The sequence below is a fragment of the Pleomorphochaeta naphthae genome (genome assembly GCF_055396005.1).
This window is the reverse complement of sequence record NZ_AP042457.1, coordinates 2,955,109-2,973,010: the sequence shown is the minus strand read 5'-3', so window position 1 is coordinate 2,973,010 and position 17,902 is coordinate 2,955,109. Positions and strand designations below refer to the sequence as shown.

Below are 17,902 nucleotides of genomic sequence, written 5' to 3'. Positions count from 1 at the left end.
ATTTATATTATCCATATTATAATGTTCACTATGAATAAAATTTTAAAAGATAAACCAAAAACTTACGTATCTTGGGCTCTATATGATTGGGCAAATAGTGCTTTTGCTACAACTGTAATGGCTGGATTTTTTCCTGTATTTTTTAGTGAATATTGGGCTCAAGGTGCAAAAGCTTCCACAACAACTTTTTATTTAGGACTAGGAAACAGTTTAGCATCTTTAATTGTTGCTATCTTAGCCCCAATTTTAGGTGCAATTGCTGACCATGGTAATTATAAAAAAAGGTTTCTTATTACCTTTGCTTTTATTGGTTGTTTAATGAGTGCAAACTTGAGTCTTGTACATGCCGGATACTGGCAAATAGCAATATTATTTTACATAACTGCAACTATTGGGTTCTCTGGAGCTAACACTTTTTATGATTCTTTACTACCCTCTGTAGCATCTGAAAAAAAAGTAGACTTTGTTTCCTCACTGGGCTATAGTCTTGGATACATTGGTGGGGGACTTTTATTCTTACTTAATGTAGTCATGTATTTAAAACCAGAATTATTCAATTTGGCCGATGAATTAGTTGCAATTAAAGCTTCATTTATTATGGTAGGTGTTTGGTGGTTTGTTTTCACTATTCCTCTAATTCTTTTTGTAAAAGAAGAAAAAACAAATAAAGCTATAAAGGTACAAAAATCAATTAAGGTTGGCTTAAGGGAATTTAAAACTACTGTAAAGGATTTAAAACATTTACCAACACTTTTAACTTTCTTAGTGGCCTATTGGTTTTATATTGACGGGGTTGATACTATTGTTAGAATGGCTGTTGATTTTGGTACAGCTCTAGGATTTTCTTCAAGCTCTCTAATTGTAGCTTTACTTCTAACGCAATTTGTTGCATTTCCTTCTGCTCTTGCCTATAGCTATTTTGGAAATAAAATTGGTATAAAAAAAGCTTTATTTGTTGCTATTATTGCATACACCTTAATTGCCGCACTTGGTGCATTAATGACTAAGGAATTTCACTTCTATTTACTCGCTTCAGCTATTGGATTATTCCAAGGAGGAATTCAAGCTTTATCTAGATCATTCTATACCAGACTAATTCCTGCTAATAAACACGCAGAATTCTTTGGATTCTTCAACATGCTTGGTAAGTTTGCTGCCATTTTAGGTCCTTTATTATTAGGTTTAGTAACTCTAATTACAGATAATAATAGATTTGGTATCATATCTTTAATTATTCTTTTTGTAATAGGAGCAATTTTACTAAATAAAGTTGATCTTAAAAATAATGATAAAGAGATTGCAAATTTCTTAGCTGCAAAAGAGAAACAATTAAACTCTTAATACACACTATTTCCTTTGCTATCAATTGCTACGATACAAGGGAAATCCTTAACTTTAAGTTTTAATAAAGCTTCAGGTCCAAGCTCTTTGAAAGCAACTGTTTCAACATCAAGGATTTTTGAATTATATAAAGCACCACACCCACCAAAGGCCGCTAAATATATACATTTATTTTTTACTATTGAATCAATAACTTCTTTACTTCTTGGACCTTTTCCTATCATTGCTGCTAAACCTAAATCCAATAAACGTGGTGAAAAACTATCCATTCTAGCACTCGTAGTCGGTCCACAGGAACCTATTATATATCCATTTGGTGCAGGCGAGGGCCCCATATAATAAATAGCTTGATTTTTTATTTCAAAAGGTAAGGGTTTCTTATTATCTAAAAGAGAAAACATTTGTTTATGCGCTTGATCTCTTGCAACATATATGTATCCATTAAGCCTAACTTCTTCAAATATCTCTAACTTACTAATATCTTCTTTTGTAAGTGGTAATTCTAATTTAGTCATTAATTCTTCCCTGATAAATAATTTGCGCTTTTCTATCTGCCCAACAGTTTATTGAAACTGCTAAAGGTAGACCTGCGATGTGGGTTGGTTCTTGTTCAATTTGCACAAAAAGAGCTGTTGTTACCCCGCCGAAGCCACCAGAGCCTATATGAGTTTTGTTTATTTCTTCTAAAATTTCAGATTCTAATTCTCTGTATTTAATGTCTTTATTTATATCATCAAAATCTCTAATTAAAGCTCTCTTTGACAAATAAGCAGCTCTTTCCATGGTACCACCTAAACCAATTCCTACACATATAGGAGGGCAAGGTTTTCCTCCAGCTTTTCTTACTATGTCTAAAACTCCATCAATTACCCCTTGTTTTGAAGCAGTTGGATTTAACATTTTAAGTCCACAACAATTTTCTGAGCCAAACCCTTTAAGCAATACATTAACTTTTATTTCAGAGCCATCTACTAAATTATATGAAATTATTGCAGGTAAATTTGTTTTTGTGTTAATTCTGTCAAAAACAGGTTCCTTAACAACACTTTTTCTAAAATCACCCTCTTCACTTGCTAAAGCACAAGCTCTCTTAATAGCCTTTTCAATTGATGAAATATCACTCTTATTATCTCTACCAATATCAACAAATACATCAAACATGCCTGTATCTTGGCACATTGGAATATTATTTTTCTTAGATAATTCTAAATTATCTATTATGCTATTCAATACAATTAAAGAAGCCTGAGAATTTTTATTATGTTCTTTCTCTTCTTTATCTTTTGCCTTTTTTATTAATTCAATGATTGAAGGATCTAATTCTCTAGAACTTTTTATTAAAGCATTCTTCAATTCTGTAACGAAATCTTGCATTTAATAATTCCTCTTCATTGCAATTTTGATTATTGCTTTTAAAATATAAAATCCAATAGTACAGCCAACAATTAACCCTAAACCATCAGAAACTATATCTAATACTTCAAATTCTCTACCTACTGTCTTTTGAACAAATTCCAAAACTGTTCCTATTATAATTCCAAGTAAAACCGTAAATAATGAGGGTAGAATTATCCAATTTGAAGCTAAAATATCTCTTCCATCATGATGAAGAGCGAATGAAACTCTTACAAAGGAAAAATAGAGGAACACACCTAAAACAGCATAGGCAAACATATGAGCACCTTTATCTTCAAAAGGAAAAGAATTAATTGCATCTAGCTTTTGGCTTGACACTAAACTTAAATAAGAAATCGTCCCTATTAATATGATGCTCGTTACTATCCCTATGACACTAATTGTGTGAAAGACCTTGTCCATAGAGTTTTTTTTCTCCATTATATAAATCTCCTTGTATTGCATTCAATTTATTCATATTTCTTTGCAAATATTGAATAAATTTGGATTTATCAAAAAATTTTCTTGGTGCCGCTAATCTATGTGGTGGCGTTTCACATAGTAATCTTTGAATAATAATATCAGGCGATAACCTTCGTAAAAAATAAATACAATGTTCTATTGCTCGATCAGTGCTCGCAACTGTAAGTTCACCTCTAATATATTCTTCAAATAAAGCAGTTCCCCCTAATATGTCCAAATTATGTATTTTGACAGCTTCTATTTTTAATTCATTTATTAAATTTATAGTGTTATCAAATTCTAATGGACCTTCATTAGGTAATCCTGTTATAACATGAGTTGATACTTTAATACCATTGTTATGCAAATTTATAACAGCATTTTTAAATGTTTCAACACTATGTCCTCTATTAATTTGATCTAAAGTTTTGTCATTCCCACTCTGTAAACCAACTTCAACCCAAACATCTTTAACTTTCTTTTTATACTCTACTAATAAGCGAATTACATCTTCATCTAAACAATCAGGTCTCGTTGAAACTATAAACTCTGTAAAAGGATATAATGACAATCCTTTATCAAAGATGGCTTTTAACTCATCTATAGGAGCATATGTACTTGTCCAAGCTTGAAAGTATAAACTCATTTTATCAGTTTCATATCTTTCTTTTATAAAGGATTTACCTTTTTCAACTTGAAACTCTAATGATTTTAATCTTTTTTCAAGACTAAGCATTTTTCTAGGTCCACAATGAGCGACTTGTTTTTGAAAACTACTATCCCTTTTCCAAATTCCTTCCCCTTCGCGTTGATAAGTTGCACTTGCTCCTGTTCCATCACAGAAAACACAACCACCACTTCTATCTTTTTCTCTATTTGGACATGAAAATCCACCATCTACACCAATTCTATATACACTTGTCGAATAGGTATCTATTAAATACTGCTTATATGTTCTCCAAGGCAGTCCTTTACTCATACAAACTCCAAAACTAAACAAAAGTTACCATTAATTGTAAATCCACCACCAAATACTAAATCTCCAAAAGTTGTTTTATATCCAATGCCACTATATAGACCTAAACCTAAATTATCTAGACTTGGATTAAAGTCAGGGCTTACAATCATATAACTTCCATCTGTTGGATATATGTTATCCATTGGATTATATGAGTCATATCCGAAGAACTTTAGTCCAGCTTGGAAATAAATAGGGGCTAAAAATTCGCCTAAATATCTTTGATATGATAGATTTAATAGAAAATATTCTCTTGTTAATTGACCAAAATAAGATCCTGGAATTTTTCTATAACCTCCAACATCAAAATAAGATGATGTTAATTGATAATTCGCTGTAGAGTATCCAAAAGAACCTTGGGTTTTTATGGTATCTTTTTGTGTTAATGGCAAATTATATGAGGCTTCTACATAGAAAATTGTACCTAATTCTAAATCTGCACTTCTAAGTGAAGCAAAACCATCAATTCCATATCCCTTTATTGAGAAAATTGAATCTGCCATATTTAAATAAGAAACACTCAAATCAGCATTAAAAATATTTAAAATCGGATTTTCAAATTCAATTAATCCTATACCTGAAGGCAAAGTTGAACTAGATAAGGAAACCAAACTATAATTTAGTAATAGCTCACTCGATAATTTACTTGAAAGTCTAAAATCTAAGCCTAGGCCAACATCTAATCCAATTGAGAATGATGGTATATAATACTTAAAATGCTTATTATTTGCAGGGGATAATGAGCCAAAATTACCACCAAACTGCAAAAAGAGTGTTAACTCTTCATCTCTATCTGAAAAAAATTGATATCCAACTTTTGCTTTTAACTTAGTACTTTCTGAAATATTTAATTTTAAATCTACAGACATTTTGTCTGCTAGCATTTCTTTAAGTTGTGAATGCATATCGAATGAAAAATATAACCACGACATATTATTTGAATTTGTTGAAAATCCTAATCTAGCAAGACCAAGTAAATCAATCTTTGAAGGAGCATTTTCCCATTTTCTAAGGCCTAACTCAAGAACCCCTGAATTATTTTCTTTATCTGTTGGATTAAAATTAAAAGTCACCGAAGAAATATTATTCAAGGTAGCAAAATCTTGTACATCTTTTTCTACTTCTTCTAATACTGTATCTGTTAATCTAACATTTATATATTTATCAAATCTATTTAAATATGAATAACTAGAATTATTATTTGAAACATCAACAATTTTAATACTTGTTACTAGAGGATCAGGTATTTCACTATATGTACTATCTTCTTTCTCTTCTACAAATTCCAAGTCTCTATATTTACTAATTTCATCCCTAAGTTCTAAAAAGTAATCTTTATTTAATTCAAAGGCTTCATATCCTTTTTCTAAAATTTCTTCAAATTTACCAACATCAAGTACCATATAATCAGATACTTTAGGAAGAACAACAATATCACTTAATTTTTGACTTTCTTCTCTATTACCAAATGTAGTTAAGTTTATCGTTTGGATAATAATTCCGGATAGAGTGGAAAAATCTTTACTAGATTTTAAACTTTCACTAGAAACATCTACACTTATTATTATATCTGCTCCCCAGTCTTTAGCAACTTGAACTGGCAAATTATCTACTAATCCACCATCCATACAATATGTTCCATCTTTAAGTAAGTAAGGAGGGAAAATAATTGGTAAAGACATTGTAGCTCTCATTGCATCAGAGATATATCCATGATCTAAAATAACTTCATTACCAGTGGAAACATCGATTGAAACAGCTTTAAAAGGAATAGGTAATTCATCAAAATCGACTTCACCAGGTGATTTTATTGTTGTTCTATTTAAATAAGAAAGTATTCCCTGATCCTGAAGTAACCCAGGATATGAGCCAATTCCATTTTTTGTTAGACCAACTGAAAGTTTTAGTCCATCAGGGTCCTTAAATAGGGATGGTGCATATGAAGTAGTTGTGGGATTATATATTAAATAATCAAGTAAAGGCTTTTCTGTTATCATTTCTTTAATATCAGAAGAAGAATACCCTAAAGCATAATATCCTCCAATCAGCCCTCCCATACTTGTCCCGCAAATGAAGTCTATAGGAATTCCTAGTTCTCTTATTTTTTCAACAACAGCTATTTGAGCAAAGCCTTTCGCCCCTCCCCCAGATAAAACTAATGCAACTTTTGGATAAGTTGCATTTAGAGAGGCCAAAGAAAAAAATAGGATAGCTAACAAAGCTTTAAGTTTTTTTTTCATTGTATTAACCCAACTTTGACGAAATAATTTTACTATTTCCATTTATAAAAGAAACAAAATCCATTTCTTTTTTCCCTTGTAATTGTAGTCTATTTATTATTATTGACCCTTTTTTACAAGATATAACAAGTCCTTGTTTTTTTCTTTTTTCAACGACTATACCAACCTCATCATAGGTATCGTCAATAACACTATGAACTCCTGTTAAAAAGAGTGTTTTATCACCATATTTTGTACAGGCTTTGGGCCAAGGTATAAAGGCTCTAATTTGAGCACTAATTTCACTAGCACTTTTATTCCAATCAATAAAAGCATCTTCTTTTTTTATTTGTTCTGTATATGAGATTTCTCCCTCTTGCTTCTTTATTTCTAGTTCACCTTTTTCAAGTTTTTTAAAGGTTTCTACAACAAAAGGAGCACTCAAAGTTGCAACTTTTTCAGTTAAAGATAGAGTTGTTTCATTTTCACATAAATCAACATCTTTAACAGCTAATATATCTCCACTATCAACTTCTAAGCTCAATTTTTGTATCGATATAGCAGTTTGTTTTAAATTATTTAAAATTGCATATTGAATTGGTGCACTTCCTCTAAATTGTGGAAGTCTTGATGGATGAATATTGTAGCAACCACCTTTAAACATAGATAAAAATCTCGGCCCAAATATCTTACCATAAGCAAAACAAATCAAAACGTCACAATTGTATGAAGCGACTTCTTTTAATACATCACCTCTTAATCTCTCTGGTTGTAAAATAGGTAAATTTAACTTTAAGGCTTCTTCCTTAATTGGAGGAGCAACTAATTTCTTGCTTCTACCCTTTGGTTTATCAGGATTTGTTAATACTAAACCTATTTCAAAATTACTTGCTAACTCTCTCAATGTTAAAACACCAATTTCAGCTGTTCCTGCAAATAATATTCTCACTTAATAGATCCTTTTTTTAATTTGTTTCTTTTTTCATAAGTTTTAATTACTTTATTTCGAGTTTTCTCATCTAATCTATCAACAAATAAAACACCATTTAAGTGATCATTCTCATGTTGAATAGCTCTTGCTAATAAATCATCAGCTTCTACTCTAAAGGTTTTTCCATTAACATCTTGTGCTTGGACTGTTACTTGTTTACTCCTTACTAGGTTAGTATAAACTCCTGGAATTGACAAACAACCTTCTTCCATTGAACATTCTTCCATTGATGTTTCTATTATTTCAGGATTAATAAATGCTTTTCGAGTGCCTCTGTGATCATCAATAACAAAGACTCTTAAATTAACTCCAACTTGTGGTGCAGCTAAACCAACACCATCAGCTTCATCCATTTTTTCAAACATGGCATTAACAAGTAAATCTAAAGCAGAGTCGAACTTCTCTACTTTTTTACATTTTTCTCTAAGAATTTCTTCTCCAATTGTATATATTTCTAACATTCGTTTGCCCCATAAATTATATTTTTTTATTTTATCTTATTATAATTCCTGTATAGATTTAAATCTAAAATAAGTTATTATTTATTTCATTTAATTATAAATCTTTTCATATATCTAATTTATCTAAAATGAAAAAAATAAATCTAAAATAACTTTGTTTTAATACTTCATATAGAATATTATATTTCATTTTCTATTTCTAGTACTAAACATACTTCTTTAATATAAAGTTATATTTATAAAAGCTATTTAATAGCTTATGGTTATTTCATCAATATTTAGCATCTTTTAACAAAAAAAAGGAATTCACAAAAAAGTGAATTCCAATGCAAAACAAATTAAATGGATAGATATAAAACAATAGTTATTCGATCAAAACAATTCTTTAACTGTTATATATTCCTTTATCTAAAAGCCCTTCCTTATGATTTACTATTACGTTTGTTGCGGCATCACCTACTACATTTAAAGTAATTACTGCCATTCCAGGTAAATAATTCATAGCAAGAACTAAGGAATATCCTATAAGACAAAGATCAGTATTTAAACCAAGACCAGACATTACAACATAAACCATTGTTGTTCCTGCTACAGGTATTGCAGGAGTTCCCATTGCAGTACAAATAGATAAGAATGCTACTAAAATCAACATACTAGGAGTTACAGTAAACCCTGCAGCAGTTGCTATAAAAACTATAGCTATCATATGCATTGCTGTTGTTCCATTCATATTAACAGTCATTCCTGTTGGTAAGATAAAACTACTTAATTCCTCAGAGCACCCCAATTCATTAATACAAGTATCTGTATTAATAGGTAAAGTTGCAGCTGAAGAGTTTGTTGCTGCAGCAAAAAAACCAATTTTTGTTGTTTTTTTAATAAATTTAATAGGATTTAAACCTGTTACTAAAAATATTCCAATAGGATAGACGGTAATAACTAAAACCAAAGAAACTACAATTGTCGTAATCATCCAAACAAAGGTAGGTCTAATATACTCTGTTCCATATACAGCTAAAGCACGAGATATCATACAGAAGATTGCAATTGGACCTATTTTGCTAATTAAAAAATTTAAATATAGTTGTATAACTTGATTTAAATTTTCAATAACATCTTTTAGAGACTGTACTTTTTCTCCTAACTGGGTCATAGCAAGGCCTGTAACAATAGCTACAAATACAACAGCTAAAACTTTATTGTTTGAACTAAAAACAGAAAAAATATTTTGGGGAACAGCATTTACTATTGTAACTAAAGGATTATATCCTTCCATAGTCACAACATCGGTTGCTTCAGAAACAGGTAAGCTTACATCAAAACCACCAATAGACATAACAAAATATGCAGCTCCACCTGCTAAAAAAGCAACAATGACATAGAACAAGATATATGTAATAAAAGTTTTAAACGCTATTTTTCCAAGTTTCTTTGGATTAGCTAACGAACAAAGGGCAAGACTTAATGATGTAAACACCAAAGGTACTATTGCCATTTGTAACCCTCTCATAAAAAGTTGACCAATAATGTAGAATAATCCAAGACCTTTTAATCCAGAAGTCTTTGTAATATCCTGAAAAAGAATAGAATCTACAGTTCTCCAAATAGGATTATTAACACCTCCTAATGAATTTCTTATAAATATGCAAATAATTCCAACTATAAAACCAAGAATTACAGCAGTAAAAATACTAACTACTAATTTAGAGTTTTTCCCAATTTTTCCCATATTTATACCTCCTTTTATTTTTAAAAGTTATTTTTTGTTAGAATTGACTGATAAAAAAAATTTTCACATAGATAAATAGCATTAATAAAATTATTAATGTTAAATAAATAAAATAAAATAATTAGAAAAAGTTTTATTGAATTGGATACATCAATTTGATACCGTGATTATCACAATACTCAACCCATTTATCATTGGGTTTTATATCCGTAATTATATAATTGATATTATCTAGACTTGTCAATTTAAGAAAAGCTGATTGGTCAAATTTTGTATGATCAACTAATAAAGCAACTTCTTTTGCTTGGGACAGCATTACTTTCTTAACTTCAGCTTCACTTTCATAAGAATCTAGAACCCCTTTATCAATTTCTAGACCCTTACAACTTATTAAAGCTAATTCAACATAGTACTTTCTAATATTCTCCATAGCAGATCTATCTTGAAACGAAAGCGATTTCTTATTGAATTTACCACCTGTTGAAAATATAGTACATTTAGCATCTTGGAACTCATTAAATATTTCTGCAGAATTAGTTACTACAATAACATCCTGATTATCCATAATAGTTTTTAAAGTTTCTACAACTGTTGAACTAGAATCAGCTAATATTGTTGTTTTTTCATTAACTAACTCATTAGCAACTTTTGCTATTTTTTGTTTAGCAATTAAATTTTGAGCACGACGACTATAAAAAGGAACTCCACCAATTTTTGAAACAGTATTCCAAATAGCACCTCCGTGAATTCTTGTTATAAAGCCTTGGATTTCCATTTTATCTAGATCTCTTCTGACGGTCTCCTCCGTAACATTCCACTTTTTACTGAGCTCTACAACCGTAACTTTGCCACAGTTTTGAATATACTCTTTCATAGATTCTCGTCGTTCTTTTCCTAACATAATTTAACTACCACTCTTTATTAGAAGATTTAATTCCATTTGCTAAACTCTAAAATTGATAATAACAACTCATAATATAGATGTCAATCTTTGTTTCAGAAAAGCAAAATACTGTCCATTTTTAAAAAATTATTCTAAGGCCAATGCCATATCTTTCATAAGCTTATTATCTTCATCCGATAATACAATGTTCGCTGCTTTTGCATTTTTCTCAACTTGTTCAGGAGTTGTTGAACCTGATAATAAAGTAATATTATCGCCTTGGTTCATAACCCAAGCTAAAGCTAATGCTGGTACATTAGTATTGTATTTTTCGCATAAAGGCTTCCATTGATCTAGCATATCTAAAACTTTATCCATTTTATCTTTTTGCCACCATTTTTTATTAGCTCTTGCACCAGTTGGTACATAACCTCTCTCAATAGTACCTGTTAAAAGTCCTTGTTCTAAAGGAGAATAAGCTTGTAATGTTATCTGATTAGCTTTACAAACAGGAAGTAAATCTTCTTCCACAGACCTGTCTAATACACTATATTTTCCTTGAACTAAATCAAGATCTCCTGCAGCAACATAATCTAAAATATGTTCTTTATTTACATTTGCAGCACCAATACTCTTAATTTTACCTTCTGCTTTAAGCTTGTTTAACTCTTCAACTGTTTCAGATATAGGTGTATAAAATGGTTCAACAGCTTGCCAGTGAGTCATATAAACATCGATATAATCTGTTTTAAGACGTTTTAAACTTTCTTCAATCTCTTTTCTAATAGATGCTGGGGTAAGTAATTTATATAATTGTCTGTCCCCAACTTTATTAAATAAAGCTCCTTCTCTGTCCCAAACTATTCCACACTTTGTAATAAGACAAACATCTTCTCTTTTCACTTCTTGGAGCGCCTTACCGACTATAACTTCACTATTACCAAAATTATAGGCAGGAGCTGTATCAATTATATTAATACCAGTTTCAACTGCTTTTACAATGGTATCGATACAAATTCTTTCATCTATATCGCCATTCCAAGCAGGGCCTCCTCCAATAGCCCACGTACCTAATCCTATTTTAGAAATTTTATTTTTAGATTTACCTAGATTCATATATCTCATGTTTTGTCTCCATATGATTTAATATTATGTCTTTTTAAATAGAATGATTTTTAAGATATTCAACCATTCTGTCATCTACCATCTTTCGGTTTTTAACACCTGTTGTTGCACCAATACTTTGTATTGCTATAGATGCTGTAACATTAGCAAATTGGCCACACTCAACAAGAGATTTTCCTTCAACAAGTGCTGAAATGAATCCAGCAGCAAAATTATCCCCTGCCCCAATTGTATCAATAGGAGTGATTCCTCTAAAAATAGGAACTATTATAGTTTCTTTTTTATTTTTTATATAACAACCATCTTCATGAGTTTTGATTATTACATTTTTAACTCCATATGATAGAATTTTATCAGCTACTTTTGGAATTTCAGACTCCCCAGTCATAAGACGGGCTTCTTCATCGTTAGGGAAAAAATAATCAATATAACTTAAAGCTTGAGCAATATCATCAAAACTTTCACCTAACCTTGGCTTAATCATGTCAGCACAAATAATCATGCCATTCTTTTTAGCAGTTTTGAATATTTTTACCATTGCATAATTGTCAAGCTTAGGATTATTAAAAATACTAGCAAATGATAGAATCTTTGCATTTGATAGGTAGCTTAAATCTACATCATCAATTGTCATTTTCCAAAGACTTCCATTTCTATTTGTAACAAAAGTTCTTTCACCATCTGCAGTTACTAAGCCTACATTTATAGAAGTATCAATTCCATCTCGTATTTTCATACTTGAAATATCTACATCATTATTATTACAATGCTCTAAAATATAGTTACCAACTGCATCTGTACCAATGAGACTTACCAATCCGACCTTTTTTCCTAATCTTGATATAATTGTGGCCTCATTTATCGCATCACCACCAATCGTCATAGAAATTTGTTCTAAAGGATATGATTCGAAATCAAATATGTTTTTATCAACAGGTTGAAGAGGAATATCTACTACCGCAGCACCTAAACATATAACATCTAAGTTTCTTTTTTCCACTTTATTCCGCCTTACCATCAGCCCCAAATAAACGTATTTTGCTAAGAGCTCTTTCTTTTACAGAAAGTCTTACTGCTCTTTCTAATTCTAAGAACGATTTATCTGTATTTTTATTTATTGCAGCCATTGCAGCATCACAAAGTTCTGTATGAATATTAATTTTAGAAATTCCTAAAGAAATAGCGGTAACTATATCTTTATCACTAATTCCTGATGCTCCATGTAATACTAAAGGAACAGATACAGCATCACGACATTTTTCTATTACTTCAAAGTTTAACTTAGGCTCTGCACTATAATGACCATGTACATTTCCGATTGCTACAGCTAAAGAATCACAACCTGTTCTTTCAACAAATTCGTGAGCTTGAGATGGGTCTGTATATGAATAAGAAGAAAGGGCTTCTTCATATATTGTTTCATTTCCAACATGTCCTAGTTCTGCTTCAACTGGGATACCTAATGGATGAAAATAATCTACAGCTGTTTTAATCTCTTTTATATTTTCTTCAAAAGATAGAGAAGAAGCATCTCTCATTACAGAATTCATTCCATGAGTGTAAGCATTTTTAATAATTTCCATACTCCTACCATGATCCCAATGATTAATAACAGGAATAGGTGCTTTTTCAGCCATAGATTTCATCATCCAACAAAAATCTTCAAAAGAAGTATTCCCTACAAAGCCTGTACCAAATGATATAATAAGTGGAGCTTTAGCTTCTACTCCAGCATCAATAACACCCATTAACATCTCAGCATTCCAAACATTAAAATGTGGAATAGCATATTGTCCATCTTTAGCTTTATTTTCCCAGTATTTTATATTTCCCAACATTGATTTATCTCCTTGATATTTACTTTTTTTTTACTCGCTAACTTTAATTACACCTTTAATTATTTCCGCCTTAAATACAGGATCAATAGCTTCAGAAAAAGCTCTTTGAACATATTTATAATCATAAATATGAGTTACCATATCTTTTACATTAAATTTGCCTGTAGATATTGCTTCTATAGTTTGTGGGAAATTATTACAATAACGGAAAGAAGTTTGAATTGTAACTTCACGATTGATTTTTAAGAAGTTGATGGGAACGGGTTGTGATTGAGTTCCAACCATCATTATCTTACCACCCCTAGCAACCATTTGTACTGCTTGTTGGGCTGTAACAACTGCTCCAGCACATTCAAAAATTAACTCAACACCATGAGATGCATAAAGTTTTCCAATCTCTTCAACGGTATTTTTTTCTTTACCATTAATGACTCTTGCAGCTCCAAGTTTTAATGCCAAGTCTAATCTCTTTTTAATTACATCAACTACTGTAATATCTGTAGCGCCTAGACTTTTACAAGCTTGAAGAGTCATTAGTCCTATAGCACCAGCACCTAAAATAACAATGCTCTTACCTAATTTTGCATCTCCTAACATTGCAGCATGCATACCTACAGCAGCAGGTTCAACCAAAGAACCTTCAAGAGTACTCATTCCTTTAGGAATCTTATATGTCCACTCTTCAGGATGTACCATATATTCACATAGTGCTCCTTTATAATTTGGTTGTGTTGCCATAAAATCAACATCAGGACAAATATTATATTGCCCTTTTCTACAATATTCACAAGTATCATCAGGAACACCAGGTTCGATTAGAACTTTATCTCCTACTTTGAATTTTGTAACATTAGAGCCTATTTTTACAACTTCACCTGCAACTTCATGCCCAAGCCCGATTTTTTGATTAGGATCTTTAGGCGGAATAAAAGGGCCAAATTCAAACCCATGAATATCTGATCCACACATTCCTACATATTCCACTTTTAATAAGATTTCATTTTCTTTTGGTTCAGGCACAGAACATTTTTGTATTTCAAAATGTTTTGGTGTAACAAGAATTGCTTCTGAATTACTCATAATTTTTCTCCATTTATTATCCTGCTGTCCTTTAAACAATTTAGGACAGCAGTAATTTATATTTTTTAAACATTACCAATGTCTTCTACTGACTCACCTTTGGTATCAAAACCAAGGAAAATAATTGATAAGGCAATTATTAGTGCAACAATAGAAATTAATACAAACACACCACTTGCACCTACAGAATTAGCAATAAAGGTAACAAGGAATGGGAAAAATACATTACTTACTCTACCCATAGCATTACTAAAACCAGATCCTGAAAGTTTTGCTGAGGTTGGCCACATTTCTGGAACATATACAGCTGATGCATAACATACATACATATATATTACTGTATTTAGACAGAAAGTTGATACAATTAAAGATAACATAGTAGTCTGTCTTCCTGTAATAATTCCAAGAACTGCCATACCAGCTAGAAGAGCTACACCCATTGTTTTTCTAGAAACTTTATCCATTATTAAAGAAGCTATGAAAATACCGAATGGAGCTCCAAACAAGCCAAACATAGTCATAAATTGTGATTGAGATGTATCGAATCCTAAAGAATTTAACATAGAAGGCATCCAGTTCATCAAAGTATATTGAATAGTATTCATACCAATCAAAACAAGGGAACCAACAATTGTACGTCTTAATAATTTACCTTTAAATAAAGCTGAATAAGGAAGTTGTTTTACTTCTTTAGGAGCTTGAGTAACTTCTGGAAGAGGAACACCTGTAGATTCTTCAATTTCTTTTTCAATTTTTGTCATTATCTCATCAGCTTCTTCAAATCTTCCTTGTGCTTCTAACCATCTTGGAGACTCAGGGAATTTTTTATATACAAGAATACTTGCAATAATAGATAATGCTGATGGAATCATGTATTGAACTCTCCAAGTCATGCTCATGCTAAGACCTGTTGCAAAGATTAATAAAGCAATTCCGTTACTTACAGGATGAGCCCAGTTACCAATAAAGGATGATCTACTTGACCAAGTTCCACGATTTCTGCCAGGTACATATTCAGTAAAGCCTGCAAACAGAACAACTAAAAGTGCCCCTAAAGCAAGTCCTTGTAATAATCTAAATACATAAAGAACATAAACATTAGGAGAGGCTGCACCACCAATCATAGCAAAGATATGCATACCTTCATATAAAAGAATACTTTTCTTTCTACCAATTTTATCCCCAATGGGACCACCAATAAGAGCTCCAAAAAGTTGACCAATTGTGTATGTTGTAGACCACATTGCGAGAAGTGCTGTACCAGGTTTCAACCAACCTAACTCATTCAATAGTATGTTTTGAACTGACCCCCCAATACCGTTTGACCAACAAACTAATAGTGCAAACGCTGTAACTAACCACATTTTCACATGCCATCCTGAATTTGGTAACCGATCAAGACGAGCACCAATATTTGGAGAATTTGTATTAGACATTTTCTTACCTCTTTTGTTTTTTAGTTAAAATTCTTTTAATTTTAATATTTCTCGATAGCAACTTTTTCAGTACTATCAAAATCGTTTTGTTAAATTTCCTATGAACTCTCTATTGTTTTGCTTAATACAAATAAAGGGGTGGAAAACAATCACTACAAGCCTTTAATTTTAAAACAAATAACATATACCAGAATCCATAAGTTCCCTACTTTCATTTTTTAAAGATTAAGTCTTAAATATTTTATAAGTGTTTAAAAAAATATTTTTATCAAATTTTTCTAACTTTCAATGATTTATTAGAGTGCATCTAATAAAATAAAATCATTGTTTTTTTACTTTTGATAACTTGAAAAGACAACACCTTCCTACAGCCAGAAAAAAAACTCTGGCTGTAGGCTCTAGAGGTATTAAAAATACGCTCTAGAGTGAATTTTAAAAACATCTTTTAATTAAGATATTCTTAAACTAAACTTATAGTAAAAACACTTATAACAAGGTAAAAGACTTAGATAATTTTATTTTTATAGAATACCTAGTATTTTGCTAGATATAATATTGCTTACTTTTATTACTTATCTAAATAATCATTTGAATCAGCATCATCAAAATCATATGTAAAGATAACTTTAATAGCTTCTTTATCTGCCATAGCTTGGAAGCCTTCTTCCCATTGAGATAAACCAAGACGATGAGTTATCATAGGTTGTACATTGATAGCACCACTTTCTAATAGTCTTATTGCATTTCTCCATGATTCAGAATCGTAAGCCATATGGCCAATAATGCTCTTATTCCATTCGGTAATTGTGTTTATTGAGAATTCAAGAGGTTTAAAACCCATTCCTATACGAACAACTTCACCATTAGGACGCAACATTTCTAAGGCTTGTTGTAAAGCAATATTAGCACCTGAACATTCAAGAACTAAGCCTAAGTTATCACGTCCACAAATTTCAGTACAACGAGCAACAACATCTTCTTCTGAGGCGTTTACACAATGAGTTGCTCCAAGTTTTTTAGCAACATCAAAACGAACTTTTACATCAGCTTGTAGACCTACCATAACAATATTTACAGCACCCATTATTTTTGCCATTTGAACAGAAAATAAACCTAGTGGGCCAGTTCCAAAGACAACTACATCTTGTCCAGGTAAAAACTTAGATTGTTGAGCTATTCCTTTATAAGCATTACAGATTGGATCTAATACTGCAGCTTCTTCGTATTTAACATTCTCTGGAATTTCCCAAATTGCATGCTTATGAATTCTTAAAATTTCTCCAGGAATTTTAACATATTTTGAAAATCCGCCTGTACCACCCCAAATACGATTGTTATCTAGGCCCACATTTACTTTTTCTTCACAACAGAGGAAGTCTCCTCTTTCACAAGCTGGACAATGTCCACAAACGTGACCACTATTATCAGAAACTACTCTTTGACCAATTTTCCAGTCTCGAACTTGTTCACCTACTTTTACAATCTCTCCAGCAAATTCATGTCCGCGAATTGAATTAAATTCATCTGAACCATTTTCGACTTTAAAATGTTTCATATCCGCACCACATATCGCAGCCGCTTTTACTCTCAAGATAATATCCTCAGGCCCACATTCTGGAATTGGAACATCAATCAAACGATACCCGCCAAAGGCTTTACCATACCTTGCCAATGCTTTCATTTTTCTCTCCTATACTCTCTCTGGAATAAACTTCCAGTGTAGTTTCTTTTCCATTATTCTAAGTCACATAAATTTAAAATTTAAATCAGACCAAGCCATTTAAAAATTATAAATTAATATGCAAGAAACTAGTTTTGTTAATTTTTTTAATAAATACAATTCTCATTTTATGACAATTATTAAAATTGAAAAACTATATTTTATCTGACACAAATATATATTAAAGCTATCTTTTTGTTTCTG

At 31.2% G+C, this 17,902-nt stretch carries 16 protein-coding genes; 1 reads left to right on the top strand and 15 read right to left on the bottom strand.

What is annotated here, in order from left to right:
* Positions 1-30: 30 nt before the first annotated feature.
* Entirely contained in the window at positions 31-1,341 is a 1,311-nt protein-coding gene (locus ACZ5SO_RS13550; protein WP_464625317.1) for an MFS transporter, read from the top strand.
* Here ACZ5SO_RS13550 and ACZ5SO_RS13545 read toward each other — a convergent pair.
* The 15 genes from ACZ5SO_RS13545 to ACZ5SO_RS13475 all read right to left on the bottom strand — a co-directional run bounded on the left by ACZ5SO_RS13545 (position 1,338) and on the right by ACZ5SO_RS13475 (position 17,659).
* Positions 1,338-1,856: a FumA C-terminus/TtdB family hydratase beta subunit gene (locus ACZ5SO_RS13545; protein WP_464625315.1), complete on the bottom strand. Its 519-nt coding sequence runs from the start codon at positions 1,854-1,856 to the stop codon at positions 1,338-1,340. The two genes, ACZ5SO_RS13550 and ACZ5SO_RS13545, sit on opposite strands and share 4 nt — an antisense overlap.
* A complete protein-coding gene (locus ACZ5SO_RS13540; protein ID WP_464625313.1) occupies positions 1,849-2,715 on the bottom strand; it encodes a fumarate hydratase in 867 nt (288 codons plus the stop codon). The genes ACZ5SO_RS13545 and ACZ5SO_RS13540 overlap by 8 nt, the downstream gene beginning before the upstream one ends.
* Positions 2,716-3,177 carry a VanZ family protein gene (locus ACZ5SO_RS13535; RefSeq protein WP_464625311.1) on the bottom strand — a complete coding sequence of 154 codons (462 nt, stop codon included), beginning with the start codon at positions 3,175-3,177 and terminating at the stop codon, positions 2,716-2,718.
* On the bottom strand, positions 3,134-4,177 hold the full coding sequence (mnmL, locus tag ACZ5SO_RS13530; RefSeq protein ID WP_464625309.1) for a tRNA modification radical SAM protein MnmL/YtqA: 1,044 nt from the start codon (positions 4,175-4,177) through the stop codon (positions 3,134-3,136). Before mnmL ends, ACZ5SO_RS13535 begins: the two co-directional genes overlap by 44 nt.
* The gene (locus tag ACZ5SO_RS13525; protein WP_464625307.1) at positions 4,174-6,456 is read right to left on the bottom strand and encodes a patatin-like phospholipase family protein; all 2,283 of its coding nucleotides are present in this window, start codon (positions 6,454-6,456) and stop codon (positions 4,174-4,176) included. Before ACZ5SO_RS13525 ends, mnmL begins: the two co-directional genes overlap by 4 nt.
* A 4-nt stretch (positions 6,457-6,460) precedes the next feature.
* Positions 6,461-7,384, bottom strand: coding sequence for a methionyl-tRNA formyltransferase (fmt, locus tag ACZ5SO_RS13520; RefSeq protein WP_464625305.1), 924 nt, complete (start codon positions 7,382-7,384; stop codon positions 6,461-6,463).
* A complete protein-coding gene (def, locus tag ACZ5SO_RS13515; protein ID WP_464625303.1) occupies positions 7,381-7,887 on the bottom strand; it encodes a peptide deformylase in 507 nt (168 codons plus the stop codon). Before def ends, fmt begins: the two co-directional genes overlap by 4 nt.
* 385 nt (positions 7,888-8,272) lie before the next feature.
* Positions 8,273-9,616 carry a dicarboxylate/amino acid:cation symporter gene (locus ACZ5SO_RS13510; RefSeq protein WP_464625301.1) on the bottom strand — a complete coding sequence of 448 codons (1,344 nt, stop codon included), beginning with the start codon at positions 9,614-9,616 and terminating at the stop codon, positions 8,273-8,275.
* 133 nt (positions 9,617-9,749) lie between these two features.
* Positions 9,750-10,517 carry a DeoR/GlpR family DNA-binding transcription regulator gene (locus ACZ5SO_RS13505; RefSeq protein WP_464625299.1) on the bottom strand — a complete coding sequence of 256 codons (768 nt, stop codon included), beginning with the start codon at positions 10,515-10,517 and terminating at the stop codon, positions 9,750-9,752.
* Positions 10,518-10,646: 129 nt separating this feature from the next.
* Entirely contained in the window at positions 10,647-11,624 is a 978-nt protein-coding gene (gene ydjG / locus ACZ5SO_RS13500; protein ID WP_464625297.1) for an NADH-dependent methylglyoxal reductase, read from the bottom strand.
* Positions 11,625-11,658: 34 nt separating this feature from the next.
* Complete coding sequence (locus tag ACZ5SO_RS13495) at positions 11,659-12,624, bottom strand: carbohydrate kinase family protein (RefSeq protein ID WP_464625295.1); 966 nt, start codon at positions 12,622-12,624, stop codon at positions 11,659-11,661.
* 1 nt (position 12,625) lies between these two features.
* Positions 12,626-13,462 (bottom strand): class II fructose-bisphosphate aldolase, encoded by an 837-nt coding sequence (locus tag ACZ5SO_RS13490; protein ID WP_464625293.1) that lies wholly within the window; start codon positions 13,460-13,462, stop codon positions 12,626-12,628.
* Between the two features lie 30 nt (positions 13,463-13,492).
* Positions 13,493-14,542, bottom strand: coding sequence for an NAD(P)-dependent alcohol dehydrogenase (locus ACZ5SO_RS13485; protein WP_464625291.1), 1,050 nt, complete (start codon positions 14,540-14,542; stop codon positions 13,493-13,495).
* Positions 14,543-14,607: 65 nt separating this feature from the next.
* Positions 14,608-15,978 (bottom strand): MFS transporter, encoded by a 1,371-nt coding sequence (locus ACZ5SO_RS13480; RefSeq protein ID WP_464625289.1) that lies wholly within the window; start codon positions 15,976-15,978, stop codon positions 14,608-14,610.
* A 568-nt stretch (positions 15,979-16,546) separates the two neighbouring features.
* Positions 16,547-17,659 (bottom strand): zinc-binding dehydrogenase, encoded by a 1,113-nt coding sequence (locus ACZ5SO_RS13475; protein WP_464625287.1) that lies wholly within the window; start codon positions 17,657-17,659, stop codon positions 16,547-16,549.
* Positions 17,660-17,902 lie beyond the last annotated feature (243 nt).

Bases quoted from the DNA above. Each gene is read 5' to 3' on its own strand.
- ACZ5SO_RS13475 (WP_464625287.1), bottom strand. From the start codon at position 17,659: ATGAAAGCATTGGCAAGGTATGGTAAAGCCTTTGGCGGGTATCGTTTG.
- ACZ5SO_RS13505 (WP_464625299.1), bottom strand. From the start codon at position 10,517: ATGTTAGGAAAAGAACGACGAGAATCTATGAAAGAGTATATTCAAAAC.
- ACZ5SO_RS13485 (WP_464625291.1), bottom strand. From the start codon at position 14,542: ATGAGTAATTCAGAAGCAATTCTTGTTACACCAAAACATTTTGAAATA.
- ACZ5SO_RS13540 (WP_464625313.1), bottom strand. From the start codon at position 2,715: ATGCAAGATTTCGTTACAGAATTGAAGAATGCTTTAATAAAAAGTTCT.
- mnmL (WP_464625309.1), bottom strand. From the start codon at position 4,177: ATGAGTAAAGGACTGCCTTGGAGAACATATAAGCAGTATTTAATAGAT.
- def (WP_464625303.1), bottom strand. From the start codon at position 7,887: ATGTTAGAAATATATACAATTGGAGAAGAAATTCTTAGAGAAAAATGT.
- ACZ5SO_RS13550 (WP_464625317.1), top strand. From the start codon at position 31: ATGAATAAAATTTTAAAAGATAAACCAAAAACTTACGTATCTTGGGCT.
- ydjG (WP_464625297.1), bottom strand. From the start codon at position 11,624: ATGAGATATATGAATCTAGGTAAATCTAAAAATAAAATTTCTAAAATA.
- ACZ5SO_RS13535 (WP_464625311.1), bottom strand. From the start codon at position 3,177: ATGGAGAAAAAAAACTCTATGGACAAGGTCTTTCACACAATTAGTGTC.
- ACZ5SO_RS13510 (WP_464625301.1), bottom strand. From the start codon at position 9,616: ATGGGAAAAATTGGGAAAAACTCTAAATTAGTAGTTAGTATTTTTACT.
- ACZ5SO_RS13545 (WP_464625315.1), bottom strand. From the start codon at position 1,856: ATGACTAAATTAGAATTACCACTTACAAAAGAAGATATTAGTAAGTTA.
- ACZ5SO_RS13525 (WP_464625307.1), bottom strand. From the start codon at position 6,456: ATGAAAAAAAAACTTAAAGCTTTGTTAGCTATCCTATTTTTTTCTTTG.
- ACZ5SO_RS13480 (WP_464625289.1), bottom strand. From the start codon at position 15,978: ATGTCTAATACAAATTCTCCAAATATTGGTGCTCGTCTTGATCGGTTA.
- ACZ5SO_RS13490 (WP_464625293.1), bottom strand. From the start codon at position 13,462: ATGTTGGGAAATATAAAATACTGGGAAAATAAAGCTAAAGATGGACAA.